This is a genomic window from Pseudomonas sp. 14P5.3.2, from assembly GCF_057799175.1.
In genome coordinates this window covers 1-26,076 of record NZ_JBYOKU010000059.1, presented here as the reverse complement: position 1 = coordinate 26,076, position 26,076 = coordinate 1, and the positions used below count along the sequence as shown (strand labels likewise).

22 protein-coding genes and 1 pseudogene are annotated in these 26,076 nt (G+C 60.4%); 6 read left to right on the top strand and 17 right to left on the bottom strand.

Going from position 1 to position 26,076, the window contains the following annotated elements:
• Nucleotides 1-29: 29 nt before the first annotated feature.
• The 4 genes from dxs to AC27VU_RS28235 form a co-directional block, all read right to left on the bottom strand.
• Complete coding sequence (dxs, locus tag AC27VU_RS28250; protein ID WP_488725361.1) at nt 30-1,928, bottom strand: 1-deoxy-D-xylulose-5-phosphate synthase; 1,899 nt, start codon at nt 1,926-1,928, stop codon at nt 30-32.
• A gap of 91 nt (nt 1,929-2,019) precedes the next feature.
• Nucleotides 2,020-2,907, bottom strand: a complete 888-nt coding sequence (gene ispA / locus AC27VU_RS28245) for a (2E,6E)-farnesyl diphosphate synthase (protein ID WP_183784243.1) — start codon at nt 2,905-2,907, stop codon at nt 2,020-2,022.
• Entirely contained in the window at nt 2,904-3,146 is a 243-nt protein-coding gene (locus AC27VU_RS28240; protein WP_003228627.1) for an exodeoxyribonuclease VII small subunit, read from the bottom strand. Before AC27VU_RS28240 ends, ispA begins: the two co-directional genes overlap by 4 nt.
• Nucleotides 3,147-3,258: 112 nt before the next feature.
• The gene (locus tag AC27VU_RS28235; protein WP_488725360.1) at nt 3,259-4,404 is read right to left on the bottom strand and encodes a Fic family protein; all 1,146 of its coding nucleotides are present in this window, start codon (nt 4,402-4,404) and stop codon (nt 3,259-3,261) included.
• Nucleotides 4,405-4,686: 282 nt separating this feature from the next.
• Between AC27VU_RS28235 and AC27VU_RS28230 the strand changes: the two genes are divergently transcribed.
• Genes AC27VU_RS28230 through AC27VU_RS28205 form a run of 6 tightly spaced genes read left to right on the top strand, consistent with a single transcriptional unit; the run spans nt 4,687 to nt 14,872 of the window.
• Nucleotides 4,687-5,478 carry a YfaP family protein gene (locus AC27VU_RS28230; RefSeq protein ID WP_103483856.1) on the top strand — a complete coding sequence of 264 codons (792 nt, stop codon included), beginning with the start codon at nt 4,687-4,689 and terminating at the stop codon, nt 5,476-5,478.
• Between the two features lie 38 nt (nt 5,479-5,516).
• On the top strand, nt 5,517-7,229 hold the full coding sequence (locus AC27VU_RS28225; protein WP_003228620.1) for a DUF2138 domain-containing protein: 1,713 nt from the start codon (nt 5,517-5,519) through the stop codon (nt 7,227-7,229).
• Nucleotides 7,214-7,864 (top strand): DUF1175 domain-containing protein, encoded by a 651-nt coding sequence (locus AC27VU_RS28220; RefSeq protein ID WP_003228618.1) that lies wholly within the window; start codon nt 7,214-7,216, stop codon nt 7,862-7,864. Before AC27VU_RS28225 ends, AC27VU_RS28220 begins: the two co-directional genes overlap by 16 nt.
• Complete coding sequence (locus AC27VU_RS28215; protein WP_488725359.1) at nt 7,861-12,435, top strand: alpha-2-macroglobulin family protein; 4,575 nt, start codon at nt 7,861-7,863, stop codon at nt 12,433-12,435. The genes AC27VU_RS28220 and AC27VU_RS28215 overlap by 4 nt, the downstream gene beginning before the upstream one ends.
• 1 nt (nt 12,436) lies before the next feature.
• Nucleotides 12,437-14,056 carry a DUF2300 domain-containing protein gene (locus tag AC27VU_RS28210; RefSeq protein WP_488725358.1) on the top strand — a complete coding sequence of 540 codons (1,620 nt, stop codon included), beginning with the start codon at nt 12,437-12,439 and terminating at the stop codon, nt 14,054-14,056.
• A gap of 3 nt (nt 14,057-14,059) precedes the next feature.
• On the top strand, nt 14,060-14,872 hold the full coding sequence (locus AC27VU_RS28205) for a YfaP family protein (RefSeq protein WP_488725357.1): 813 nt from the start codon (nt 14,060-14,062) through the stop codon (nt 14,870-14,872).
• 23 nt (nt 14,873-14,895) lie between these two features.
• On the opposite strand, the gene AC27VU_RS28200 is transcribed toward AC27VU_RS28205, so the two are convergent.
• From AC27VU_RS28200 to AC27VU_RS28140, 13 genes and pseudogenes are all read right to left on the bottom strand, one after another.
• Entirely contained in the window at nt 14,896-15,330 is a 435-nt protein-coding gene (locus tag AC27VU_RS28200) for a hypothetical protein (RefSeq protein ID WP_103522318.1), read from the bottom strand.
• Nucleotides 15,331-15,345: 15 nt separating this feature from the next.
• On the bottom strand, nt 15,346-15,906 hold the full coding sequence (locus AC27VU_RS28195; protein ID WP_103522316.1) for a hypothetical protein: 561 nt from the start codon (nt 15,904-15,906) through the stop codon (nt 15,346-15,348).
• A 173-nt stretch (nt 15,907-16,079) separates the two neighbouring features.
• Nucleotides 16,080-17,165 carry a type II toxin-antitoxin system antitoxin DNA ADP-ribosyl glycohydrolase DarG gene (gene darG / locus AC27VU_RS28190; protein WP_473018273.1) on the bottom strand — a complete coding sequence of 362 codons (1,086 nt, stop codon included), beginning with the start codon at nt 17,163-17,165 and terminating at the stop codon, nt 16,080-16,082.
• Complete coding sequence (gene darT / locus AC27VU_RS28185; RefSeq protein ID WP_103522437.1) at nt 17,162-17,806, bottom strand: type II toxin-antitoxin system toxin DNA ADP-ribosyl transferase DarT; 645 nt, start codon at nt 17,804-17,806, stop codon at nt 17,162-17,164. The genes darG and darT overlap by 4 nt, the downstream gene beginning before the upstream one ends.
• Nucleotides 17,803-18,384, bottom strand: a complete 582-nt coding sequence (locus tag AC27VU_RS28180; protein WP_103522438.1) for a DarT ssDNA thymidine ADP-ribosyltransferase family protein — start codon at nt 18,382-18,384, stop codon at nt 17,803-17,805. The genes darT and AC27VU_RS28180 overlap by 4 nt, the downstream gene beginning before the upstream one ends.
• 185 nt (nt 18,385-18,569) lie before the next feature.
• Nucleotides 18,570-19,370 (bottom strand): annotated as a pseudogene (locus tag AC27VU_RS28175) (restriction endonuclease); the annotation flags it as partial.
• 384 nt (nt 19,371-19,754) lie between these two features.
• On the bottom strand, nt 19,755-20,501 hold the full coding sequence (locus AC27VU_RS28170) for a S24 family peptidase (RefSeq protein ID WP_226501050.1): 747 nt from the start codon (nt 20,499-20,501) through the stop codon (nt 19,755-19,757).
• 223 nt (nt 20,502-20,724) lie between these two features.
• Nucleotides 20,725-21,252, bottom strand: a complete 528-nt coding sequence (gene ppa, locus AC27VU_RS28165; RefSeq protein WP_003228599.1) for an inorganic diphosphatase — start codon at nt 21,250-21,252, stop codon at nt 20,725-20,727.
• Between the two features lie 112 nt (nt 21,253-21,364).
• Entirely contained in the window at nt 21,365-22,177 is an 813-nt protein-coding gene (locus tag AC27VU_RS28160) for a M90 family metallopeptidase (RefSeq protein WP_488725356.1), read from the bottom strand.
• Between the two features lie 4 nt (nt 22,178-22,181).
• The gene (locus tag AC27VU_RS28155; protein ID WP_003228594.1) at nt 22,182-22,832 is read right to left on the bottom strand and encodes a DedA family protein; all 651 of its coding nucleotides are present in this window, start codon (nt 22,830-22,832) and stop codon (nt 22,182-22,184) included.
• A gap of 346 nt (nt 22,833-23,178) precedes the next feature.
• Entirely contained in the window at nt 23,179-23,640 is a 462-nt protein-coding gene (locus AC27VU_RS28150) for a GNAT family N-acetyltransferase (RefSeq protein ID WP_003228592.1), read from the bottom strand.
• 114 nt (nt 23,641-23,754) lie between these two features.
• Entirely contained in the window at nt 23,755-24,579 is an 825-nt protein-coding gene (eutC, locus tag AC27VU_RS28145; protein ID WP_488725355.1) for an ethanolamine ammonia-lyase subunit EutC, read from the bottom strand.
• A gap of 5 nt (nt 24,580-24,584) precedes the next feature.
• On the bottom strand, nt 24,585-25,979 hold the full coding sequence (locus AC27VU_RS28140) for an ethanolamine ammonia-lyase subunit EutB (RefSeq protein ID WP_003228588.1): 1,395 nt from the start codon (nt 25,977-25,979) through the stop codon (nt 24,585-24,587).
• Nucleotides 25,980-26,076: the final 97 nt, after the last annotated feature.

Genomic DNA, 26,076 nt, shown 5'->3' with positions numbered 1-26,076 from the left:
CAAGCCCGCTCCCACATGGGTATTGCGTGTTACTTGTTGAGCAGTTCCAGACGCTCACGAATCGAAGCCTCGATTCCCGCTTCGTCCAGCCCGCACTCGGCCAGCATCTGCGCGGGTTTGGCGTGCTCGACGTAGATGTCCGGCAAGCCCAGATGCAGCATCGACTTGAGGATGTTCTCGCGCGCCAGGAACTCGCTGACCGCGCCACCGGCACCGCCCATGACCGCGTTCTCTTCGATCGTCACCAGCAATTCGTGGTTGCCGGCGATTTCGCGTACCAGTGCCTCATCCAGCGGCTTGACGAAGCGCATGTCGACCACGGTCGCATCCAGCTTCTCGGCGACTTTCAGCGCTTCGCTCAGTTGCACGCCGAACACCAGCAGGGCGACTTTGCTGCCCTGGCGACGGACGATGCCCTTGCCGATTTCGATCGGCTCCAGATCCTTGTCGATGGTCGCGTTCGGGCCGGTGCCGCGCGGGTAGCGCACCGCCGCCGGGCCGTTGTACATGTGGCCGGTGGTGAGCATTTTGCGCAATTCGTTTTCATCGCTCGGGGTCATGATGACCATGCCCGGAATGCAGCGCAGGTACGAGAGGTCGAAGCTGCCGGCGTGGGTCGGGCCGTCTTCGCCCACCAGACCGGCGCGGTCGATGGCGAACAGCACGTCGAGGTTCTGCACCGCGACGTCATGCACCAACTGGTCATAGCCGCGTTGCAGGAATGTCGAGTAGATCGCCACCACAGGCTTGGCACCTTCGCAGGCCATGCCGGCGGCGAACGTCACCGCGTGCTGTTCGGCAATCGCCACGTCGAAGTAGCGCAACGGGAAACGTTCGCTGAACGCCACCAGGTCCGAACCTTCCTTCATCGCCGGGGTGATCCCGACCAGACGCGGATCAGCCGCCGCCATGTCGCACAGCCATTCGCCGAACACCGCCGAATACTTCGGCCCGCCAGCCTTTTTCGGCGCAGCGGCCGGAGCGTCGAGCGGTTCGAGCTTGGTGATCGCGTGGTAACCGATCGGATCGACTTCCGCCGGGGCGAAGCCTTTGCCTTTCTTGGTGACGATGTGCAGGAACTGCGGGCCTTTCAGATCGCGCATGTTGCGCAGGGTAGCGATCAGGGTTGGCAGGTCGTGGCCGTCGATCGGGCCGATGTAGTTCCAGCCCAGCTCTTCGAACAGGGTGCCGGGAACCAGCATGCCTTTGGCGTATTCTTCGGTGCGACGGGCGATTTCCCAGGCGCCGGGCAGGCGCGACAGGACTTTCTTGCTGCCCTCACGCATGCTCGCGTAAGTGCGGCTGGAAAGGATCTTCGCCAGATAATTCGACAGACCACCGACGTTGCGCGAGATCGACATGTCGTTGTCGTTGAGGATCACCAGCATGTTGGCGTTGACTTCCGGCGCATGGTTCAGCGCCTCGAAGGCCATGCCGGCGGTCAGCGCGCCGTCGCCGATCACCGCAATCGCCTTGCGATCGCTGTTTTGCAGGCGGGCGGCAATTGCCATGCCCAGCGCGGCGCTGATCGAGGTGCTGGAGTGGCCGACGCCAAAGGTGTCGTACTCGCTCTCGGCGCGACGCGGGAAAGCGGCGATGCCGTCCTTCTGGCGCAGGGTTTCCATGCGCTGGCGGCGACCGGTGAGGATCTTGTGCGGATACGCCTGATGACCGACGTCCCACACCAGCCGGTCATCCGGGGTGTCGAAGACGTAATGCAACGCGATGGTCAGCTCGATGACGCCCAGGCCGGCACCGAAATGCCCACCGGTCTGGCCGACCGTGTAGAGCAATTCCAGGCGCAACTCATCGGCCAGGGTTTCCAGCTCGGCTTCGCCTAACCGGCGCAGGCCGTCCGGCGTGTTCGCGCGGTCGAGCAGGGGCGTGGTCGGGCGCTTGCGGGGAATCTCATGAAACGTCGTGGGCATCAGGCGAATCGTTATAGGTATAAAAGATGCGGCAGTTTACCTGATGCATCGCCCCCTGCCCACGCGTTGGTCTTTTTTGGCAGGTTGGCGTTCAGTTACGCCGCTCGACGATATACCGGGCCAGGTCGCGCAAAGGCTCGGCTGCCGCGTCAAACGGTCGCAGCGCGTGCAGTGCCTGATCGCGCAGTTCCAGAGCGTAGACCTTGGCCGCGTCCAGCCCCAGCAAGGCCGGGTAGGTCGGTTTGTCGCGGGCGATGTCGGCGCCCTGGCGTTTACCGAGGGTTTCGGTATCGCTTTCGACGTCGAGAATGTCGTCCTGTACCTGGAAGGCAAGACCGATGGCCTGTGCATAAGTCTGCAGGGCTTTGAGTTGATCCTGCTCGGCACGGCCGCTGGCCAGGGCGCCGAGTTTGACGCTGACCTCGATCAGCGCGCCGGTCTTGTGCCGGTGCATCTGCTCCAGTGCTTGCTGATCCAGCTTCAGACCGACCGAACCGAGGTCGATGGCCTGACCGCCGACCATGCCCGCCGGGCCTGCCGCGTGCGCCAGCGCCGTGACCTGTTGCAGACGGATGTCAGCGTCGAGGTTGCTCAGGCGCGGGTCGAGCAGGGCGCTGAAGGCCAGGCTCTGCAAGCCGTCACCGGCGAGAATCGCGCAGGCTTCGTCGAATTTCTTGTGGGTGGTGGGCTGGCCGCGACGCAGATCGTCGTCGTCCATCGCCGGCAAATCGTCGTGCACCAGCGAATAGGCGTGGATCAGCTCCACCGCGCAGGCCGCGCCGTTGGCTTGCTCAGCCTTGCCACCGAGCGCTTCGCACGCGGCGTAGGCCAGCAGCGGGCGCACGCGTTTGCCGCCGATCATCACGCTGTAGTGCATTGCCTCATACAGGCGCGACAGTTCCGGCAGCGGAGCCTTGAAGAGGATTTCCAGTGCCGCATTGACCCGCGCCTGACTGGTCGCCGAATACGCCGCAATCATTCTGGCTGTTCCGCGTCGAAGGGTTCCTCGGCGAGTTCGCCATCGCGCTCCAGCAGCACTTGCACCTTCTGCTCGGCCTGGGCCAGCGCTGCCTGGCAGTCACGGGTCAGGCCGATGCCCTGCTCGAAAGCGGTCAGCGAGTCTTCCAGCGACAATTCACCGTTCTCCAGACGCTCGACCAGTGTTTGCAGGTCGGCGAGGGACTGTTCGAAATCCAGTGCAGCTTTTTTGCGGGCCATGGCGGCGATTTCCGGTTGACGTTAAACCGGCGCGACACTAGCAGATAGGGGGTTTATGGGCAAATGAGCGGGGCGCGGCCGACCCTTATCCCCTCACTACAGACGCCAGTGGTCAGTTTGAGGAATCGCCCGGGTAATTGATTTTGTAGCGGGTACTCCGTCCCCCCCCCGGCATTCTTTGCAGGCAGCCCTTTTCCAGCAGTTCCGCCAGATGGCGGGTTGCCGTGGCTTTCGAGACCTTGGCCACCGCTTGATACTGTGCCGCGCTGATGCCGTGCTCGAAGCCTCGTTCTCCACCGTCGAGCAGGCGATTGAGCACTTTACTCTGTTCCACCGACAGTTCGGATTCACGGTGTGCCTGCCAGAAGCGTGTTTTGCCCAGCACGCTTTCGATCCGTGCGATGGCTTGCTGCAGGCTGCGTAAAAGAGTCTGCAGAAACCAGGTGAGCCATTGGGTGACGTCCAGCGTGGCCTTTTGGCTGGCCTCGAGCACTCGGTAGTAGCCGTCGCGGTCATCGAGAATGCTGGCCGACATCGCGTAAAAGCGGATCGCCTGGGCTTCACCTTGCGCCAGCGCCAGATCGGTAAGGGTGCGAGTAAGGCGACCATTGCCGTCATCAAACGGATGCAGCGTGACAAACCAGAAATGCGCGATGCCGGCACGTAGCAAAGGATCAAGCGCTGTTTGATGCTGGCTGGCCTCGAACCAGGCGAGAAATTTATCCACCTGTCGCTCGAGACCTTGGCGCGGAGGGGCCTCGAAATGCACAGTGGGCCGGTCGAGACGACCGGAAACTACCTGCATCGGCTCCTCGCCGCGAAGCGCACCGACATGCATTGATCGTGCGCTGAAGTCGCTTTCCTGATCCGGAAACAACCATCGATGCCATTCCAGCAGTCGATCCAGCGTCAGTGGTTCGGCGAAACGTCGCGTGGCGTCGAGCATTAGTTGCGCAAGGCCTTCGCTACGTTGACTGACTTTATCGCTATCGGGCAACTCCAGCCCCAGGCGTCGAGCCAATGACGAGCGCACCGAGCCGACATTCAACTGCTCACCCTCAATGGCCGAAGAGGTCACGATGTTTTGCAGCAGTGCGTCGAGTTCGGTCTGAGCGCTCAGGGAGTTGCCCACGGATCCAGCCATGCCCATCAATTGGCCTTGTGCCTGAACGCATTCACGCAGCAGCGGCGCCAGACGTTCTGCCTGCCAGTTGAAGTCGGGCCAATCCGGCTGCTGCCAGATCCATTGAGTGGTCATCGGTTACTGCCTGTAATAGGGGCGTGAGCCGAATAGAAATGCTATTCGGCTCATTTAGTGAGCCGAATATGACGGCTATTCGGCTCACAGTCCACCCGTACGGCGTGATTCCCACCGCAAATCCAGATGTATCCGATTGTTAAAAAACTGCCGAATCGCTAATCTTCGCGCCTTCTACGACCCGCTAGTCACGGGGTCTTTCAGACGAAACGCAGTTTCCACCGCTGTGAAGTACCGAGGATCGGGTGCAAGGTTTCGTTCAGGCATGGCAGGAGGCACTACATGCGTTCATTTCTTTTGTTGCTGATCGGCATGGCTTGCGCGCCTGCGCTGCTGGCGGCGCCGACTGCCGAACTGTCGGAACCGTCGGGCGGTTGGCGCTACAACGGTCTGCTTGATCGCAGTGAAAACCCGCAAGTCGCCTATCCGACGCCGCCAATCGACCGTGGCATCCAGCGCAATCGCACGATGATCCAGGGCCAGCTCAAGGCCATCGGCAATCAGCGCGGGCCGCACACGCTGGCGGTCAATGGCAATCCACTGAATCTGTACACCGACGATGACGGGCGATTTGCCCGGCCGTATGCGTTCGGCGCCGGTTCCAACAGTGTCGAAGTGCGCAGCGCCGAGGGGCAGTCGCTCAAGCGCGTGCAGTTCTACGAAGCGAACAACCTGCGCACTCCGGCGAAAATCCGTGTGGTGCTGGGTTGGGACGATCCCAAGGCCGAACTCGACCTGCACATCATTACGCCCGACGGTCAGCACGCGTTTTTCGCCCACACGGCGCTGACCAACGGCGGCGGTCTGGACCCGGACGGCGTCGATGGCCCCGGCCCGGAAATGTTCACCATGACCGCGCCGCTGCATGGCACCTATCTGGTTTACGTCAACTATTGGGGCAACTTTGGCGACGGCGGCTATAACTTCGAGGAGGCCAGCAATCAGAACGAGGTCATCACCTCGCAAATCACGCTGGTGCTCAACGAAAACACAGTCGACGAAAAACGTGAAACGTTCATCGTGCCCCTGCGGGCGATCGGTGATCTGCTGCTGGTCAAGACTTTCAACTATTAAGCATCCCGCTCCACGGATGAACTTCGGGTTTTGTGAACATGAGTGATAACGCTGCTTCTCCGGCCGTCCCGACACCTGCCGGCAAACCTTCCCGGCGCTGGCCGGCGCTGCTGATTGGCCTGGTCCTGGTGGCCGGGGTAGCGGGTGGTCTCGGCTGGCTGCTGCACAAGCCCAAGTTGCCGGCGGCTCTACTTGCCAGCGACAAGCTCGGCCTGAGCCGCCCGGACGCACTGCTGGAAACCCGCTCCCTGAGCCAGTTGCCCAAGGACCTGCTGACGGTGCCGTTCCTCAAGGCCACGCTCACCGAAGATTTCGTCTTCTATTACGAAACCCACGCTGACCGCCTCGGCCTGATCGGCAGCCTGCGGCGGATCATCTACGAGCACGACCTGAAGCTGCAGGACAGCCTGATCGAGCAGCTTTTCGATCAGCCAGCCGATGTCGCGTTGTGGCGCGGTGCCGATGGCCGACTCAAGGATTTCCTGCTGGTGATGGATCGCGGCGGTCTGGCGAAACTGCTGGAGCCGCTGGCGAAAGTCGCGCTGGATGACTCGCAACTGAGCAAGTTCGGCACACTGAAAGTCGGCAGCGACGAGGTGACGCTCTATCAGCTCAGCTACAACGCCAGCAAATCGCTGCTGTTCGCTTCGCGCGGCGACAAGCTGGTAGTGCTGTCCAATCCGGCCAAATACTACGACGCCGACAACGGCGCCTCGGAGGAGTCGGGCCACGTGTCTTCACAAGCGCTGGCAGCGTTGCTCAATGGCGACAAACTGTTCCCCGAAGCCTTCGGTTTGGCAACGAAAGCGCCGGAAATCAAACAGCGCCTGTCGGTGAGCTCCAGCGTGCTTGCCATGGGGTATCAGCGCTTCATCCCGAACTTCGCCGGACTGCGTTTCGACATGGACGACAAGGGCTGGCACAGCTTTCTGGCCATGGACGAACTGGACAATCAGCCGGACTTCGATTTCAAACCGGTGTGGCAAGCCATGCCGCTGGGCGCCAGTGCCTGCGTGACCTTGCCGGTGGCGGCCGAACCGCAGAAACCATTGCTGGTGAAACTCGGCGCCGATGAGGCCGTGGCCGGACGCATGATCACCCACGTCGCCGGTGCCGCCGGGCTGTGCTGGTATGCCGACTCACGCCTGTACACGCCGTTGCTGGTGGCGAGCCTGAAGAACGAGGATACCGGCCGTATCGACGGTGAACTGGGTGCATTGTTCAGTTCGATGATCGGCGCGTATGAAAACAACGTTGAGTACCACGCATTCCCGGTGGTCGAGAAACAGGAAGGCCAGAGCCACGTGTGGCAGCGTCAGGTCAGCTCGAACTTTGGCCAGTACCCGGCCAAGGATGCCGAGAACCCGGACGCGATCACCGGCAAGGCGTTCATGAAAGTCAGCATGGCGCGTCACAACTCGACCCTGCTGTTTTCCCTCGACGACAAACTGGTGGAAAAGGCGATTGGCACCCTCGACAAACGCTTCCCGCCGATGGCCGACGTGCTGCCCAAAGACGTGCTGATGCCGATCTACTTCGGTCCGGATGCGATGGCGCAACTGATGCAGCAGGAAACCCTCGACAGCCTGCCGCAGGACATGGAGCCGGTGTTCTACAACGCCGCGCAAACCTACCTGATCCCGAAACTGCGCACCCTCGGCGGTTATGGCAAATACGCGCTGACCCTGCCCGAAGGCAGCGAGCCTGACGGCCACTGGCAATGGCTGCCGCTGGAATGGAAAGCGCTGTGACGACACTGATCCGCAGCCTCGGCCTGCTCGCGCTGTTACTCAGCGCCGGCGCCCGAGCCGTCGAAGCGCCGGCGCTGGATCCGGCGCAGTCCCAGGTGTTCCGCGCCTGGTTCGTGCGCATCGCTCAGGAGCAACTGAGCCAGGGGCCGAGCCCGCGCTGGTATCAGCAGGATTGCGCGGGGCTGGTGCGTTTCGCTGCCAACGAAGCGTTGAAAGTCCACGACGACAAATGGCTGCGCAGCAATGGCCTGTCCAATCGCTACCTGCCCCCGGAGCTGACGCTCAGCGATGAGCAGCGCAAGCTCGCCCAGCAATGGCAGCAGGGCGGCGGCAAGGTCGGGCCATACGTCAACGCGATCAAACTGATTCAGTTCAACAGCCATCTGGTCAGCCGTGACGTGTCCCAGGCACGCCCCGGCGACCTGATGTTTTTCGATCAGGGCGACGACCAGCACCTGATGATCTGGATGGGCCGTTACATCGCCTATCACACCGGCACGACCACCCCCACTGACAACGGCATGCGTTCGGCAAGCCTGCAGCAACTCATGACATGGAAGGACACCCGATGGATACCCGACGCAGCCAACCCCAACTTCATCGGCGTCTATCGACTGAACTTTCTCTCCCAATGACCGGTGCCCGCATGCTGCGATTCTGCGCTCGAATTCCCCTGCTGCTGGCGCTGTTGCTGCCACTGGCGACCGTCAACGCTGAAGACTCGGTGGAGCCGAGCGGCTACACGCCGGTCTCTGGCGAAAGCTTTTTCCTGCTGGCTGACAGCAGTTTCGCCGCCGACGAGCAGGCGATGGTCCGTCTCGAAGCACCCGGTCGCGACTACCGCCGCTTCCGCATGGAACCGTACGGCGGCGCCGACATTCGCGTGTACCGCATCGACAAACCGCTGGATTTCCTCAAGCGTCAGAAGAACCTGCACCGCGTGGTCAGCGACGGTCAGTTCAAGGGCGAAGGCCTGTCCAATACCCTCGCGTACCTGTGGGACAACTGGTACCGCAAATCGCGGCGGGTGATGCAGCGTGCGTTCTCCTACGAATCGCGCAAGCAGGTCACCGAGGAAGTGCCGGAACTGAAGATGGGCAACGCCATCGCTGCGCCGACCCCGTACGACGCACAGCCGCAATTCGCGTTGATTCCGGGTCTGCCGGTGGTCAGCCAGTTCCGTTATCCGCTGTGGCAGGCCAAACCGATTCAGCCGCCGGCCGGGGTCAATCTGGCCGGGTCTTCCAGCGAGTTCGTCAGCGTTGCGCCGGGTAACGTGTACATCCCGTTGGGCAAGCTGAAACCGGGCCTGTATCTGGTCGAAGCGCTGGTCGGCAAGTACCGCGCGACCACCATGGTTTTCGTCTCCAACACCGTGGCGGTGAGCAAGATTGCCGGTGATGAATTGCTGGTCTGGGCCGCACGCAAACACGAAGGCAGTTCGGTGCCGAAGGTCAATGTGCTGTGGACTGACGGCCTCGGCGTGATGAGCAGCGGCGCCACCGATGCCGATGGTTTGCTGCGTCTGAAACACGTCAGCCCCGAGCGCTCGTTCGTGATCGGCGAGGACGAAGAGGGCGGGGTGTTCGTCTCCGAGAACTTCTATTACGACAGCGAAATCTACGACACCAAACTCTACGCGTTCACTGATCGACCGCTGTATCGCCCGGGGGATTGGGTGTCGCTGAAAATTGTCGGTCGCGAGTTCAAGAATGCGCGGGATTCGGTATTGCCGGGTGCGGCGGACGTCACGGTCAGCGTACTGGATGCCACCGGCACCGAGTTGCAACACCTTGACCTGAAACTCGATTCCAAGGCCGGTACTCAGGGGCGTTTCCAGTTGCCGGATAACGCCGTGGCCGGTGGCTACGAGATTCGTTTCAACTACAAGGATCAGGCCTACAGCAGCGCCTTCCGCGTGGCCGAATACATCAAGCCGCACTTCGAGATTTCGCTGAACCTGGCCAAGCAGGATTACCGCACCGGCGAGCCGGTGAAGGGCAGTCTGGTGCTGCTCTATCCGGACGGCAAACCGGTGGCCAACGCCAAACTGACCTTGAGCCTGCGTGCCCAGCAACTGTCGATGGTCGACAACGAGCTGCAATATCTTGGGCAATTCCCGGTGGAACTGACCAGCACCGAACTGACCACTGACAGCAAGGGCAACGCGACCCTCGACCTGCCGGCCGCCGACAAACCGAGCCGTTACATGCTCACCGTGTTTGCCAGCGATGGCGCGGCGTATCGGGTCAAGACAACCAAGGAAATCCTCATTGACCGTGGCGCCGCAAGCTTCCGTCTGAGCGCGCCGCAACGTTTCAGCGCGGTCAACGACAAAGTCGCGTTCAGCTACGTCAACGAGGGTGGCAGCGAGCAGAGCAAAGCCGTCACCCCGAGCAGCTACAGCTGGGTGCGCCTGGAAGACCAGAGCACCGCTGAAGGCAAGCTTGCGGCGACGGACAAGGGTTTCAGCATTGCCTTCGAACGTCCGGGTACTTACAACCTGACGCTGAAGGATCAGCACGGTCGCGTCCTCGGCGCCACCGGCCATTCGGTCACCGGCGACGGCGTCAAAGCGGTGCCGGGCACCGTGGAAATCGTCCTCGACAAACCCGAGTACAAGGCTGGCGATGAAGCGCTGGCGCTGATCACGTTCCCGGAGCCGGTCAGCGATGCACTCCTGTCGCTGGAGCGCGACAAGGTCGAAGCCACCGCGCTGCTGGCCAAGGGCGGCGACTGGCTGAAACTGGAAAAACTCAGCGACACCCAATACCGCGCACGCATTCCGGTGAAGGACAATTTTGCGCCGAACCTGACCTTCTCGGTGCTGTACACCAAGGGCGGGCAGTACAGCTTCCAGAACGCCGGGATCAAAGTGATCGCACCGCAAATCGACGTGGCCATCAGCACCGACAAAGCGGTGTATCTGCCGGGCGACACGGTCACGGTTGACCTGACCACGCAGTTCGCCGGCAAAGCGGTCCCGGCGCATCTGACCGTCAGCGTCGTCGATGAAATGGTCTACGCGCTGCAACCGGAAGTCGCGCCGACCATCGACCAGTTCTTCTACCACCCACGCCGCAATAATGTGCGCACCAGTGCCAGCCTGTCGTTCATCAGTTACGACGTGGCGTTGCCGGGCAGCCCCGGCGCGCCGGGCAAGGCCAACCGCAGCGAGCGTGGGGTGAAAGTGCTGGAGCGTCCGCGTCGCGAAGACGTCGACACCGCTGCTTGGCAGCCGGAATTGTTGACCGGTGCCGACGGCAAAACCCGGTTCACCTTCAAGATGCCGGACTCGCTGACCCGCTGGCGCATCACCGCCCGCGCCATTGCCGATGACGGTCAGGTCGGGCAGAAGAAGCAGTTCGTCCGTTCGGAAAAACCGCTGTACCTGAAATGGAGCGGGCCGAGCAAATTCCGCAAGGGCGATCAGCCGCAACTCGGTGTGTTCGCCTTCAGCCAGGCGGAAAAACCGGTCAAGGCTGAGCTGGTCACCCATTACGATGGCGCCGAACAACGCCTGCCGCTGACCCTGAATAACGGCATCAACTACGTGCCGCTGCCAGCGTTCGCCCTGGCCTCGGGTGAGTGGACTGCCGAGCTGGTGCAGGATGGCAAAACCGCGGACTCGCTGGCCGTGCGCCTGAGCGCGACCGGTGACGGCTGGCAAGTCACGCAAACCCAAAGCCTCGACGTGGCCAGCGGCGACACCCCGTTGAGCCTGCCGGCGGACGCCACTGACATTCGTCTGCGTCTGGATGACAGTCCGCAAGCGCTGTTCCGTTCCGCACTCGATGATCTGCTGAGCTACCCGTACGGCGGCGTCGAGCAGACGGCCAGCCGTTTGCTGCCGCTGAGTATCGCTTATCCGTCGCTGGCGTCGAGCCCGCAAATCCGCGATCGCCTGCGCCTGATCATGCAGAACAGCCGCCTGCGTCTGGTGCAAATGGCCGGGCCGTCGGCGAGCTTCACCTGGTGGGGCTTCGACGGCGAGCCGGACGCGTTCCTCACCGCTTACGCCTACTACGCCGACTGGAATGCCAGCCAAGTGCTGGAGCTGACCTTGCCACCGGAGCACTGGCAGCGCGTGCTGGAGGTTTACGCCAAGCAAGCGGCGAACACGCCGCTGCTGCAGCGGGCACTGATTCTGTCGTTCGCCAAGCAGATGCACCTGCCGGTGAATACCCTGCTCAGCGGTTTGATGGACGATCTGGCCAAGGCCGGTGAGGGCAATGCCGAAACCCTGATGGACGACGGCGAAGACAGCCTGGTGATGAGCGACCCGGATTCGGCGCTCGGTCTGGCGGCGGCGCGGGTGTTGACCGCGGCGCTGGCGACGCAGTCGAAAGTCGCGTTGCCGGAGGCATTCAATCGTCAGGTTGGCGCGGCGCAACAGCGTCTGGCGGTCAGTTCGCAGCCGTTTGCCGAAGCGCTGAACCTGTCGCTGCAACCGTTCGATCAGGCCCGTGCGACGGCGTTGCTGCAACGTCTGCTGCCACAGCAATCGACCCTCGAACGCGCCCTGGCGCTGAGCTGGTTGCAACGCGGCATCGCCCAGGCCTCGCCGACCATCGCGCTGATGCCGGGTGAAGGCTGGAAGAAAAACTACGGCGCGACCGGCGAGATGTTCTGGACGTGGCAGGGGGCGACACCGGTGCCGAGCGTTTTGTCGGTGTCCGGCACTCAGGAGCGTCCGCTGCGGGCGGCGCTGAGCTTCCAGACCCGGCAACCGGCGGTCGATCCAATGGCCGTGACCATCACCCGGCGCCTGTCGCGACTGGTGCCGGGCGACGAAGCCTTCACCTTCAAACTGGAGCCGGTCGGCAGCAAACCGCTGTCCAGCGACAGCCTGTACCTGGACGAATTGATCCTCACCAGCAAGGCGCCGAAACCGCTGCGCTACGGCATGCTCGAAGTACCGCTGCCACCGGGTGCCGATGTCGAACGCACCACCTGGGGCATCAAGTTGCAGGGCAAGGACGGCACCGAACCGACCGCGCTGGAGAAAGCACGCTTCGAGCCGGGGCAACTGGCTTACGCGGTGCCGGTGGATGCGCTGAGCGGCGAATTGCGTCTGCGCCATCTGGTGCGTTTCTCGCAGAAGGGTCAGTTCAACCTGCCGCCGGTGCGTTTCACTCAGGTCTATGCGCCGCAGCATCAGGCCCAGGAAGCGCAAGCCGCCCTCGGTCAGGTCACGGTCAACTGACATGAACCGGCCGCTGCTGTGGCTGCTGATGTGTGTGATGCCTGCGCTGGCGACGGCGCAGGATGAGCCGTTGCGGCTGGCGTACAAGGGCGAGTTGCTGTCGTTGAATCACACGCAACTGATCGCTCGCGAACCGTTGCCGTCGACGCTGGATACCCCGCTGGGCAGTCTGTGGAAATTGTTCGTCTATGCGTGGCTGGTGGATACCGGCGCGCGCGAGCCAGCGTATGAATGTCGCGGGCAGTCGAAGGAGGAGGTTTATTGCTGCTCGGCGGGCGGCAAGATCGAGCGCGATCAGGCGTTGGTGAAATCCTGCGGCTTGTACTTTGAGCCGGCGCGATTGGGCATTGCTGCTGCCGATTGGCGCACGTATTGGCAGGCGCGGCAGGCACCGGCGTGGTTGCAGGATTTGCCAGCCGTGCAACCGGCTACCCGGGTTTCCGTGGCTGACTTGCTGAAGGTGTTGTCGGTGCTGCCGGCGCAGGAGCAGATGCGCCGGGTGTTGCTCGACGTCGTGCTGAATGCGGCGGACGGCAATGTCGTCGGCGAACTCGGTGGTCGCCTGCGGGTGAAAACCTGGAGCTGGCTCGGCGATCAGGATCCGCAATCGCGGCAGGGTGGTTTCGCTGGTTGGACGGCAGATGGCTCGCCGATCTGGGCCGGTGGGCGTGGCACCAGTCAGATGGTTTTGCGCCATTACGGGCAGGCGTTGGCGTCGGTGTTGCCAACAACGTGGCCGGCGGAGGCGGGGCGTTGTGTCGAGGTCGGACTGTTCTCGCGCTATCCGGTTTTGCGAGTCCTGTCGGGTGAGCGCGTTGCTGGCTCCGGGCCTTTGCAGGGCGACTACCGCGTGGAATTCGCCAATGGCAATGCGCTGGATATCCACAGCGCCGGCGAACTGTTTCTGCTCAACGACAAACTCGTCGCACGGCTCGATCGCGAAGAATACGTCGCCCGCGTCCTTGAGCGTGAAGCCAAACCCGAACCCGCCGAAGCCGCCAAGGCGCTGGCCGTGGCGATCCGCACCTACTTGCTGCAAAACGCCACGCGCAATGGCGATTGTCTGAGTATCGACGACAGCAGTAACCGTCAGCGCGTCGCGCCACGCCCGGCTTCCGCCGAGGCGCGCAACGTCGCGGCGTGGACCGCGGATCTGGTGCTGGCCGGCAGCACCGTCACCTATCACTCCGACCAACCCGGCCCGGACAAACTCGCCTGGCAACAGGCCGTCGAACAGGCCAACGCCGGTCAGCGCTACGACGCGATTCTGCTGCACGCCTATCCGCGCGCCAGCCTCAGCCGCTGGGACAACCCGGTCGCCTCCTGCGAAGCACTGCCCGCCGCGCAAGACTGGCTGCAAAAGCAGCGTCGTGGCTGGCGTCCTAAGCTTGAAAGCGAAACCGGCTACAACGAAGTCAGCACCTTCGCCGTGTGCAAACTCGCTTTCGGTCGCCCCTTTGTCGATCGCGAACGCCAACGTATTTACGTGCGTGGCGTGCTGACGCTGCAGGATCGCCTCGACCTGACTCACGAATACCTGCACCTGGCCTTTGAAGCACATCCCAATGGCCAGGATGAAACCTACATTGAAGGGCTCGCCCGTCACCTCTTGCTGGAATAGACCATGACACTCCGTTATCCACAGGTCTTGCTGTTGCTCTGCGCGTTCAATGCATTGCCGATGGCAATGGCCGCCGACAGCGTCAAACTCGACACCCCGGTCGGCGGCTGGCGCACCGGCGCGCCCGAGGGCGAAGGCGAAAACTTCCGCCAGACCGTCAACTACCCGGCCTCCTCGGTCAATACACCGGTTGGCCAGGCCAACACCGCACGCATCAGCGGTGAAATCAAAGCCACCCCCAAGAGCAAGGAGCCGGGCCGACTGATCGTCAACGGCGTCAGCATGCCGCTGAAAATCGACGACAGCGGCCACTTCGACCGTCCGTTCTCCTTCCCCAACGGCAGCAACAGCGTCGAAGTACGCAGCCCTGACGGTCAGCAACGCCATCGCACCCAATTCCTCAACGCCAGCGGCGGCTCCACCCCGGCCAAACTGCGCGTGCTGCTGTCGTGGGACAGCGACGGCACCGACCTCGACCTGCACCTGATCACCCCCGACGGCGCCCACATCTGGTACGGCGACCGCGTCGCACCCAACGGCGGTACGCTCGACGTCGACGTCACCACAGGTTATGGCCCGGAAATCTTCGCCATGCCGGCACCGATCAAAGGGCAGTATCTGGTGTATGTGAATTATTTTGGTGGCGGCTATCGTGGGGATGACGAGGGTGGGGAAGAGGCGGTGCAGCCGTTGACCACGGCGCAGGTGACGGTGATTACCGAAGAAGGTACGCCGAGCGAGAAGATGGAGACGTTTGTGGTGCCGATGCGGGCGGTGGGGGAGTTGACGTTGGTGAAGGCGTTCAGTTATCCCTGAGCAGCTACCTGCTCAGGGTTGCACTAGAAACCGGGCGGAATGTAACCGGGCACGAACGGGACGTTGATGCACTTGCCGTGAATGATCTTTCCGTCCTCGATCCTGAACAGCACGATCTTTTTCGCCTTGTTGACGGTAGCTTCGAGTTTGCAATCCGAGCTGTGGCCGACCGTCTCGTAATACTCGGTATAAACCATGCCGTTGCCGGTGTGATTCATTGAAGTACCGGCCGCTTCCGTGGTGGTCCAACTGGACGATTTATACCAGGTGAGCACAGCCAGATTCTCGCCGTTGGCACCGGTCTGTTTTTTCATCGAGTCCGGTTTGCCGAACAGGTCTAGCGCTTCCTGAACATCACGTCCTTCCCAGCGCGACTGCGCAATCAAGTGGCAGCCATTGATCAGCAAAACAGCGGGCGTTATCAGCAGCGCCAATAACGTTTTAGTCCATTGATTCATCATGATGCCCGCCGCTTACTTGTTACCCAGGATCGAGTCGAGGTTGTCCATCATCTGGCCTTTTTCCTGAATCGGCGCGAGCTTGAAGAACATCTGCTGCAAGCCCTGAATCATCTGCAGATACTCCATCTTGCCCAGCGCAATCATGTCCTTTTTATTGGGTGAGCAAACAAACTCGCTGGCGCGCTGCACCCAGAACTCCTTCGGCTGCTGCCATTGGTCATTAACTTTCAGGTCGCGCATCATGTAGGCGATGCGATCAACCGACTGGCCGTTGAGAATTCGGACCTTGTTCGTCGAACACTGAACTTCGAGGTTGTAGGCATCGATCATCGGTTTGCCGGGTTCCTCATACACCAGCGTTACGGCGACCAACTTGGCCCCCTTGGTTTGCTTCGACGGCACGACTGAAGTGCTGTCGGCTACATACATGATGTTCTTTTGGGGTATGCCATTGCCGTAAATGATCCACCAGTCACCTACGAGCTTCTGCTCCTCTGCCAAGGCTGAAGTGCTAGCGGTCAGGAGTGCGGTCAGTAGAACAGCGAATTGATTGAGTTTGAAAACCGACGACATGGTGTTGCTCCATTCCTTGGCGCTTTTGTAATGCACAAAAACAGAATGGAAATTTAGTGGTGAGGTTGGGCGCGGGGCAATTAGGGCGGATGTGCTAATGGCTTATTGCAATGCCCGTTTCAGTCTGGGGACGGTAAGGGGGCAAGTACTTCTTGCCCCCTTTCATAACGATATCAGGCCGCTAGTTCCGGGCTGAAACTGCTGGATGTCAGACGAGTGATCGCGATTCCCAGTGCCTGATCATCGAATAACTTGTTTTTACGCACCGCAGCTCCTGACCCACCGTCCCAGTTCTTCAGTGCTTTACGTACCGCAGGAACGGTTGGAGCAATCCTTTCCCGAATCAGCAACCAATCAACGGTGGCCAGCAACTCCATGCCGAAAGGTGACTCAAAACCATCGATCAATTCAGCCGTTCGCTCTAAAGCCTGGGAGTATTCCTTGGCTTCGGTTTTGAGGTAGGTCTGCAAAAACGTTTTGCGATCTTGATCAAACCAAATGACATCGGTGATTCCTGCATCACTGATGCGCTTGTCGCAATGTAGATAGCTGCCATCAAGATTGTTGAGCAGATGCTCCAATCGATTGGCATACGGGCCGAACTTATGAGCGACAAATTTGAGGTTTAGCGGATTCTCGGTACCTGGAATTTTCTCGATGGCACGCTCAAGAAACCAAGCCAGTTTCTGAATTTCGAGCAGGCTGCATTCCATGCCTAGAACCCAATAACGCCGGACCAGTTCAGCAATCAGTGCGCGTGCCGGAGTGAGTTGCTCAACGCCATCGCGCTTAGCGACATTCAGATACTGATTAGAGGGTTCGAACACTAATACATCGACATCCAGGTCACCCAGCACTTCTACAATCTGCTCGCGTACTTCAGGCCACTTCAAACCGCCGTTACCAGCACCGAGAGGTGGGACGGCGACAGATTTCACGTCGTTCTCAAGCAGAAACCGACGCAGATCATGCAAGCCTTCAGTTATCCACGCCATTTGCGACGGTGAACGCCAATGGCGTTTGGTAGGGAAGTTCACGATCCAGCGTGGGCCATCGAGTTCATTGGTGGCCGTCACGTGCATCTTGCCGGTTTCTACTTCCCCGGCCTTACATGCCGCTGCATACACGCGGTAATTTTGCGCAAAGCGCTCTTTGAACATCAGCGCGATGCCCTTACCCATCACGCCCACGGTATTCACCGTATTGACGAGGGCCTCGGTTTTGGCTTCCAGCAGGTTGCCTTGGGTGAATCTGATCATTGGAAATACCATTTGGGGCGCGCATGAACCGGCAACGTCAGGCCTCTGGCGGCAACGTCTGCTTCTATGCGTACTTTCATTGCATCGGTGTGGCACATGATGCCCAGTAGTCCCGTAATCGGTAAGTGATGGTGGATCAGAGCCTCAGCCTGATAACGCTCCATTTTTCGAGGGTCATCAGGGTCGCGCTTGAAGTCGCGCTGTTGAAGGATAGACCAATCGATCTGGTCGAGATTCGCCAGATCGCTGTAATAGTTTGTCCAGCTCGGATAGGCGTGCGCGTTTGTGAAGACAAACGGTAGGCCGAGCTCTTCAACGCGATAGAGGCTTGAGACCAGAATCACGATCTCGTCGTTGCTGCGTTGCTGAACACTCCAGCCAGAGTGAATGTTCTGCATCATCACCGAGAAGGGCGTGAAATAGAAGGGCACGTAGTCGGCCAAAACACCTTCGGGAGCGATGGGCACCTGACGGGAACGGCGCTTGTCGATCAAATCGACGTTACCGATATTCACGTACTGAGGTGCCTGTGCTTCCGAGTTTGCGCAATGCAGACCGTTGTCCAGAATCCAGTGCAGGTTATCGCGGTGGACGATACGCCAAATCAGAGCTTTCTCTGGATTCAGGTTGGTGTAGATCATTGATAAAACATTCTCTGGTTCACGCTGGTCTGCACATTAACATCGGCCGCCTGCAATTTAGCTACGCAAAGTGCATCGACTTCTTCGCTGGGGGTGAAGATTTTGAAGAAGGCATCAGGTTTAACAACCCCCGGTGCGAGACACTCTGCCATGCAGATGCTTTTGCAATGAGGGTCCAGATAATCGCGACTGCTCATGACATCCCACTCGATGGCTTCGAAACCCTGTTCATAATCAAGTAGCTGTATTGAGTCGCCTGCTAACGGGTGGCGTGGAATGACTTTCCAGCCGTATTGCTTGGCTGTTGATCTGTAGACCGAGATCAACACAAATTGGGCCTCTGGCCTGTTGCGCTGTACGCTTCCGTCAAATGGATTCTTCGCAAACCAGTGGAAGGGAACGTAGTTGTCGAGCTGCAGAGTCTGCCGCTTTTTCAGGATTTCAGCATCTGCGACGTCTTTGAAGCCCGAGAGGCCGGCGCGAGGTTTCAAGCCCTCCCTGAAAATTCCATCCAGGTTTTCAACTGAAGTGAGATGGTAGAGAAGCTTCTGATCCTTGATGCTCTTAACGTCCGACATAGTGGTCTCCTTGACCTGCACATCAACCTAAGCTGGATTCAGTCCCGACCTTGCCCCGCGCTGATGTAACCCTCGATCCGTGGGGGTTGGTAGAACAGTTGGTGTGATTCTAGTGTGCCATCACTTTTAGCCACAAGCTCAACGTGGAAATTGGTTAGCAGGATCCGTCAGCAAGACCTTTGATCTCACTCTTCATCAAAGTAATCGCGGTCCAGCGTCGGCAGCCGCAACAAACGCGATGTCACGCCCACTTCATGATCCATCATCAGATGCACCAGCCGCGTACCGTCTACCAGCACAATTCCGTCCACCGATTTGGCAAAGTCGACAGCGTGCGCTGTGAAGCCGGACGTAGTGATGAAAACGCCACGCTTGGCTTTTTGCCCCGCGAGCGCTCCGTAGAACGCCTGCAGTTCAGGCCGGCCAACCGTGTTCTGCCAGCGCTTGGCCTGAACGTAAACCTTCTCCAGCCCCAATTTATCGAGCGAGATAATGCCGTCGATACCCGCATCACCGGAACCGCCGACACGTTGCAGATCATTACGACTGGCGCCGTAACCCAGGCGATGAAGCACATCCAGCACGATCACTTCGAAGCGGTTGGGGCTGACTTGCAGCAAGTTATCCAAAAGGTCGGCCGCCGTGGCATCGCGCAATTCTTTTAGCGCTCGCTCCAGTCGGTCGTCGGGGCTTTCGGTGGCGGAGGCCAGATCTGGCTCAACGTTTGGTTGGTTATCCAGTGGCTCGGCATCAGGCGCGACTTTCAGCTTCACATTCATGTAGCCGATTGCTAAATGCTCCACATCCTTGGCCGACAGCGGAAATGCATGCTCCTTGGCGTACTGCACACCTGCATCGGTCAATTTCCAGTAGCCGCGTTTGGCACTGCTGGAAAGACCGGCACGCTTGAGACGGTCGTGTGCCCAGCCTGACCGGTTCTTGTAGGTGAACTGCCCACTCGCGAGCTGTTCTTCACGCCGTGTCTCGGCTCATTTGTATGCCGAATGGCTGAATAGAGCATTTTTTAGCGGGCATTAAAAAGCCGGCTTGTGGCCGGCTTCTCGGGGACTGGCTTGGTTTATTTTTGGTAAACCGCGCCAGCCTTCAAAACGTACACCCGGATCTGCGTCCGGCTGTGGGACTTGGTCAGACGTTGGTCTGCCGCGTCGGGCGTCATCTGGGCCGCGGGAGCGGGGGATGCGCAAATGTGGGGCGCAGGATACTGAGTTTTGTGGGGGATTCCCAGTCTCAACTGCGGAATAGAGCCACTGCGGTGGTCGATATTTGTAATTTGTACTGATTTTCGGGGCCTCTTCGCGAGCAGGCTGGCTCCCACAGGGTTTGGTGCAGGGTCGAAGGTCCGTATTCGATCAGAGAAACGGCACCACCGGCCGGCGTTTGCCCAGAGTCGACCACCAGAATACCCAGCCCAGAATGTGTATCCGTTGCTCATCGATCTGCGCTGCGCGGAAGATTTCGTCCGGGTATTCGGCGCTGTTGTGGCTGCGCAGGCGCAGGGCGTTGCCGGGCATGCGGTGCAGGTATTTGATGCGCAGCATGCCGTCGTGTTCGATGGCGTAGATTTCGCCGTCGACCACCTGGGTCAGGCCGCGGTCGATGCCGATGATCGAGCCGTCTTCGATGCGCTCGGCCATGCTGTTGCCGATCATGTGTGCGCAGATGGCGTCGCCGGGGCGGATTTCCAGTTGGGCGAGGTGGGCGCGGGGCAGGCGGACGGTATGTTCGGGGTCGAGGATGACGTGGGTTTTGTCGGCGCCGGCGCTGAGCGGTGTTTCCTTGAAAAACGGCAGTTCGATGTCGTTGGGGTCGATGATCGAATAGACGCCGTTGACGGACTGCGCGTCAAAGATGTCGCCGTTGCTGGCAGGGGTGTGCAGGCGGGGTGATTCCTTGGTGCCTTCGCCGGTTTTCAGCCACTCGCTGTTGACCGAGAGCAGGCGTGAGACTTCCTCCATGCGATACGCCGGGACGCCCCGGGTGTACCAGTTATGAATATTTTGGGCTTCCGTGCCCCAGAACTTTGCGAATCCCGTGGTGGTGATGTTCGCTGCTTCCAGGAGTGCCTTGAATCTTGGACCGCTAGTGTTCTTTCTCATAAACACGGAGTCTACGGCCGTGCTAGAGCGGTTTGAATAAACTGGGTGTTCAAAAAGCGGCTGTATTTTGCGACTGGATGTAAGACGTGCTTGTGGGAAATTACACGCCTTAAAACTTTTCTGTAGTCCGCCGTAAACACGCTGTTTAAGACGACTTTTCCCAGGCACAAAAAACCCCGGATCAACCGGGGTTTTCTTCAAGCGTCATGCAGCAAGCAGGCGCTTAGCCCTTGTAGGCAGCAACCGACTTGGTGATCGCAGCGCGAGCGGCGTCAGCGCCGTCCCAGCCTTCGATCTTGACCCATTTGCCTTTTTCGAGATCTTTGTAGTTTGCAAAGAAGTGCTCGATCTGCTGGATCAGCAGCGGTGGCAGGTCGGTGTATTCCTTCACGTCGACGTACAGCTGGGACAGCTTGTCGTGTGGGACTGCGATGACTTTGGCATCGCCGCCGCCGTCGTCGGTCATGTTCAGGATGCCGACTGGACGCGCGCGGATCACCGAGCCTGGAGCAACCGGGTAAGGGGTCACAACCAGCACGTCGAGGGGATCACCGTCGTCAGCCAGGGTGTTCGGGATGTAACCGTAGTTGGCCGGGTAGAACATTGGGGTGGCCATGAAACGGTCAACGAACAGGCAATCGCTGTCTTTGTCGATTTCGTATTTGATCGGCGCGTGGTTGGCCGGGATCTCGATCGCGACGTAGATGTCGTTCGGCAGGTCTTTGCCAGCCGGAATCTTGCTGTAGCTCATTGGGCGTTGCCCCCGTAGTTGACCAAAAACACTTGGCCGGATTGACCAAAAAGTGGCGGCGATTATAGGCATATTCCTAAGCCGACGCCACGTACCAGAAGTCGTGCAGCGCTTACTCGTGCGCCTGATAGACCGGGTCTGTGGCCTGAAGTTGCCGCAGCCTGCCCAGCGGATCCTGCCGGTAGAAAAGCTGCAGTTGCAAGTAGACCTGTGGATAAGCCGCGTGCAGCAGATCCGGGGCGCTGAAGAAGTATTCGCTGGTGACCGCAAAGAACTCCGCCGGGTTCTCGGCGGCGTAGGGGTCGATGGCGGTTTCGGCATCGGGGTTGCGGTCGAGCTGGCGGTTGAGGTCATCGTAAGCGTGTTGCATGACCTCGGCCCAGTCGCTGACGCGCATGTCGGCGTGCAGCGGCGGCAGGCCGTTGGCGTCGCCATTGAGCATGTCGAGTTTGTGCGCCAGTTCGTGGATCACCAGGTTGTAGCCTTCCCAGCCACCACTGGCCATCACGCCCGGCCAGGCGAGGATGATCGGCCCCTGTTGCCAGGCTTCGCCGCTGTGCTCGCCGTCCCACTCGTGCTCGACCCCGCTGGCATCGCGATGCCGTTGCGGGCTGAGGAAATCATCGGGGTAGAGGACGATTTCGTGGAAACCCTGATACCAGTTCAAATCGCCCAGATTGAGCAACGGCAACTGGGCCTGGGCGGCGAGCAGCAGGCGTTGTTCCTGATGCAGTTCGACACCGGGCAGGGCGGTCAGGTGTTTTTCTTCGAGGAACAGGACGCTGGCTCCACGCAGCCACTGGTCTTCGGCGGCGCTGATGCCGTCGAGAAAGCTCAGGTGATGGCGCACCCGTTGCCACATCTCGTCGGCAATCGGGTGCCTGGTCAGAATGCGCCGGCGACGCCAGGCGCTCAGTGACCACATCGGATCAGTGGGTTTCGGCTTTGGCGCCGCCGAAACGGCTGCGCACCACACCGATGATCATCGGCACCAGCGACAGCAGGATGATGCCGACCACCAGCAGCGACAGGTTCTTCTTGATGAACGGCACGTTGCCGAAGAAGTAACCCAGGGTCACCAGGCCGCCGACCCAGAGGATGGTGCCGAACACGCTGAAAGCGAAGAAGCGCGGGTACGGCATTTTCCCGACGCCGGCGACGAACGGGGCAAACGTGCGGATGATCGGCAGGAAACGCGCCAGAGTCACGGTTTTACCACCGTGCTTGTCGTAGAAATCGTGGGTTTTCTGCAGGTAGTCGCGACGGAAGATTTTCGAATTCGGGTTGCTGAAGAGTTTTTCACCCGCGGTTCGTCCAATCACATAGTTGGTGCTGTCGCCAAGGATCGCCGCGAGCATCAGCAGACCGCCCAACAGCACCGGATCCATGCCACCGCCCGCAGCAACGGCACCGGCGATGAACAACAGCGAATCGCCCGGCAGGAACGGCATCACCACCAGTCCGGTTTCACAGAAGATGACAGCGAACAGAATCGCGTAGATCCACGGCCCGTAGTTGGTTACCAGCAAATCGAGATACACGTCGAGATGCAGGATAAGGTCGAGCGGGTTGAAATCCATGGGGGCACCTGTGGTGATGGCCTGACTCGGCAAGCCTGTGCGGATGATTCGGGTGTAAGCCTACAGCGGGGTGTAGTTTTTCTTACAAGCCGGAAAGCTCGGGATTATACGGGCTGAGAGGTGAAAAGCGCGTTGGTTTTGTAGCGAGGGATGTCGGGGTGTGAACAAATGTCAGGCAGGCATTGATGGTGGCGGCAAGGTTGATGTGGCGAGGGAGCTTGCTCCCGCTGGAGGGCGGAGCACTCCCAAGCCTTGATTTGCCTGACCTGTTGAGATGACTGAGGTGGGGCCGCTTCGCAGCCCGGCGGGAGCAAGCTCCCTCGCCACAACAGGCCCTTGATGAGTGCTAGAGCTCGTCGCTGATCGGCAGCACGTAGTTCTTGAACTCGGTGTCTTCCTTGAAACCGATCGACTCGTAGGTCTTCTGCGCCACTTCGTTATTGCTGCTGGTGGAAACGCGCATGCGCACGGCCTGGGTTTCCTTGGCCATTTTCTTCGCGGTGCGGATCAGGTTGTCGGCCACCAGTTGGCGGCGGGCGTCTTCGGCGACATAGATGTCGTTGAGGATCCACACGCGCTTGAGCGACAGCGAAGAAAAGCTTGGATACAGCTGACAGAAACCCATCAGTTTCTTGTCGTCATCATCGGCCAGGGCCAGATAAATCACCGATTCCTTGCGGCGCAGGCGTTTTTCGAGAAACGCGCGGGAGGAATCCGGGTAAGGCAGGGAACCGTAGAACTCGCGATATTTGACGAACAACGGGGTCAGCAAATCCAGGTGTTCGAGGGTCGCTTGAATAATCCGCATGATAGGTCTCGTCTTCAAGTGGCTGTCTTCAACTGCTCTGACGGCGATGGGAAACCCTGCGGCCGTGCATCGATCCTGCCTTAAAGCAGCGCAGAAACGCAATGCGGAAACGGTTCAGGTTGTGGGCGGATCAAGTAGGAAGTTTCCCTTCATGTCCGCACCGGCGTCCGACTCCAGCGTCTGAACCTGTGCTTCGTCCTTCAGATTGACCCCCGACAGCTGCCGCCGACAGGCTTCGCGCATCAGATACAGCAAGCGATGTGCCGCCATCCCGTAACTCAAACCCTCGAGCCGCACGTTGGAGATGCAATTGCGGTAGGCATCGGTCAGCCCGATCTTTGGATTGTAGGTGAAATATAACCCCAGGCTGTCGGGCGAGCTGAGGCCCGGGCGCTCTCCGATCAGCATTACGAGCATTTTCGCGCCGAGCAACTGGCCGATTTCGTCACCGACGGCGACACGGCCCTGTTCCACCAGCATCACCGGGGCAACCGACCAGCCATCAGCGGCCATTTGTTCCTCCAGACGGCCGAGAAACGGCAGGGTATGCCGATGCACTGCCAGTGCCGACAAACCGTCCGCCACCACAATCGCCAGATCGACGCCGCCAGGGTGCGCCGCAGTGTAATCACGCAGGGTCTGTGCCGACGCGTCGCTGAGCTTGCGCCCCAGATCCGGCCGCTGCAGATAGCTGTTGCGATCCGTTGCCGCGCTGTGCAGCAACAGGCTCTCGCGCCCGCGTTCGCGCAGTTGCGCGCTGAGCCCGGCATGATCGAACGGCAGATGCACCGCATCCCGTGCCTGAGCGTGGGCAAACTGGAAATCCAGCTGGGCGCTGGTCGGCAGGCTGGTGCCGGTGCGGCCGAGGGCGATGCGCGCCGGGGTCAGGCGGCGCAGTTCCAGCCATGGGTTTTGCGGGTCGACAGGCGGTTTTTCCATAACACTCATCCCAGTTGCGCCAGCGCCTGGCGGAAGGCCGGCGGCAGGTTGTTGCCAAAGCGAACCTTGCCGTCCGCCTGGGTGAAGATGCCCATGTTCGCCAGCCATTGCTCGAACTCCGGCGCCGGTTTCAGGCCCAGGGTCTGGCGCGCGTAGAGCGCGTCGTGGAACGAGGTGGTCTGGTAGTTGAGCATGATGTCGTCGGAGCCGGGAATGCCCATGATGAAGTTGATCCCGGCCACACCGAGCAGGGTCAGCAGGGTGTCCATGTCGTCCTGATCGGCTTCGGCATGGTTGGTGTAGCAGATGTCGCAGCCCATCGGCACGCCGAGCAACTTGCCGCAGAAATGGTCTTCGAGGCCGGCGCGGATGATCTGTTTGCCGTTATAGAGGTATTCCGGGCCGATGAAGCCGACCACGGTATTCACCAGAAACGGCTTGAAATGCCGCGCCACGGCGTAGGCCCGGGTTTCGCAGGTTTGTTGGTCGACACCATGGTGGGCGTTGGCCGACAACGCGCTGCCCTGACCGGTCTCGAAATACATCAGGTTCTGCCCCAGAGTGCCGCGTTTCAGGCTCAGCCCCGCGTCATAGCCTTCCTGCAAGACATTGAGGTTGATGCCGAAACTGGCATTGGCCGCTTCAGTGCCGGCGATCGACTGAAACACCAGATCCAGCGGCACACCACGGTTGATCGCCTCGATCGAAGTGGTGACGTGGGTCAGCACGCAGGCTTGGGTCGGGATGTCGTAGCGCTGGATGATCGCGTCGAGCATTTCCAGCATCGCGCAGATCGAGGCGATGCTGTCGGTGGCCGGGTTGATCCCGATCATCGCGTCGCCGTTGCCGTACAGCAGGCCGTCGAGAATGCTCGCGGCGATGCCGGATGGCTCGTCCGTCGGATGGTTCGGTTGCAGACGGGTCGACAGGCGCCCGCGCAGGCCGAGGGTGCCGCGAAACCTGGTGACCACGCGGATCTTCTGCGCCACCAGCACCAGATCCTGCACGCGCATGATCTTCGATACGGCGGCGACCATTTCCGGGGTCAGACCGGGGGCGAGGGCGCGCAGGCTGGTTTCGTCAGCGGCGTCGCTGAGCAGCCAGTCGCGGAAGCCGCCGACGGTGAGGTGGCTGACCACGGCGAAGGCTTGTTTGTCGTGGGTGTCGATGATCAGTCGGGTGACTTCATCAGACTCGTACGGAATCAGCGCTTCCTGTAGGAAGTGCGTGAGCGGGATGTCGGCCAGTGCCATTTGTGCGGCCACGCGTTCGCCGTCGTTGAGCGCGGCGACGCCAGCCAGAAAGTCCCCGGAGCGCGCCGGGCTGGCCTTGGCCATGACGTCCTTGAGGCTGTCGAAACGGTAGGTCTGGGCGCCGACGGAATGGGCAAATGTGGCCATGGGGCGGTGTCCTCCTGATTCTGTGGGTAACTCGGTCTCCCTGTGGGAGCGGGCTTGCTCGCGAAGGCGGTGGGTCAGTCAACAACAATTTTTGGGA

Coding starts and splice junctions, on each gene's coding strand:
- dxs (WP_488725361.1), bottom strand. CDS start 1,928: ATGCCCACGACGTTTCATGAGATTCCCCGCAAGCGCCCGACCACGCCC.
- ispA (WP_183784243.1), bottom strand. CDS start 2,907: ATGATTGCGGCGTATTCGGCGACCAGTCAGGCGCGGGTCAATGCGGCA.
- AC27VU_RS28240 (WP_003228627.1), bottom strand. CDS start 3,146: ATGGCCCGCAAAAAAGCTGCACTGGATTTCGAACAGTCCCTCGCCGAC.
- AC27VU_RS28235 (WP_488725360.1), bottom strand. CDS start 4,404: ATGACCACTCAATGGATCTGGCAGCAGCCGGATTGGCCCGACTTCAAC.
- AC27VU_RS28230 (WP_103483856.1), top strand. CDS start 4,687: ATGCGTTCATTTCTTTTGTTGCTGATCGGCATGGCTTGCGCGCCTGCG.
- AC27VU_RS28225 (WP_003228620.1), top strand. CDS start 5,517: ATGAGTGATAACGCTGCTTCTCCGGCCGTCCCGACACCTGCCGGCAAA.
- AC27VU_RS28220 (WP_003228618.1), top strand. CDS start 7,214: ATGGAAAGCGCTGTGACGACACTGATCCGCAGCCTCGGCCTGCTCGCG.
- AC27VU_RS28215 (WP_488725359.1), top strand. CDS start 7,861: ATGACCGGTGCCCGCATGCTGCGATTCTGCGCTCGAATTCCCCTGCTG.
- AC27VU_RS28210 (WP_488725358.1), top strand. CDS start 12,437: ATGAACCGGCCGCTGCTGTGGCTGCTGATGTGTGTGATGCCTGCGCTG.
- AC27VU_RS28205 (WP_488725357.1), top strand. CDS start 14,060: ATGACACTCCGTTATCCACAGGTCTTGCTGTTGCTCTGCGCGTTCAAT.
- AC27VU_RS28200 (WP_103522318.1), bottom strand. CDS start 15,330: ATGAATCAATGGACTAAAACGTTATTGGCGCTGCTGATAACGCCCGCT.
- AC27VU_RS28195 (WP_103522316.1), bottom strand. CDS start 15,906: ATGTCGTCGGTTTTCAAACTCAATCAATTCGCTGTTCTACTGACCGCA.
- darG (WP_473018273.1), bottom strand. CDS start 17,165: ATGATCAGATTCACCCAAGGCAACCTGCTGGAAGCCAAAACCGAGGCC.
- darT (WP_103522437.1), bottom strand. CDS start 17,806: ATGATCTACACCAACCTGAATCCAGAGAAAGCTCTGATTTGGCGTATC.
- AC27VU_RS28180 (WP_103522438.1), bottom strand. CDS start 18,384: ATGTCGGACGTTAAGAGCATCAAGGATCAGAAGCTTCTCTACCATCTC.
- AC27VU_RS28170 (WP_226501050.1), bottom strand. CDS start 20,501: ATGAGAAAGAACACTAGCGGTCCAAGATTCAAGGCACTCCTGGAAGCA.
- ppa (WP_003228599.1), bottom strand. CDS start 21,252: ATGAGCTACAGCAAGATTCCGGCTGGCAAAGACCTGCCGAACGACATC.
- AC27VU_RS28160 (WP_488725356.1), bottom strand. CDS start 22,177: ATGTGGTCACTGAGCGCCTGGCGTCGCCGGCGCATTCTGACCAGGCAC.
- AC27VU_RS28155 (WP_003228594.1), bottom strand. CDS start 22,832: ATGGATTTCAACCCGCTCGACCTTATCCTGCATCTCGACGTGTATCTC.
- AC27VU_RS28150 (WP_003228592.1), bottom strand. CDS start 23,640: ATGCGGATTATTCAAGCGACCCTCGAACACCTGGATTTGCTGACCCCG.
- eutC (WP_488725355.1), bottom strand. CDS start 24,579: ATGGAAAAACCGCCTGTCGACCCGCAAAACCCATGGCTGGAACTGCGC.
- AC27VU_RS28140 (WP_003228588.1), bottom strand. CDS start 25,979: ATGGCCACATTTGCCCATTCCGTCGGCGCCCAGACCTACCGTTTCGAC.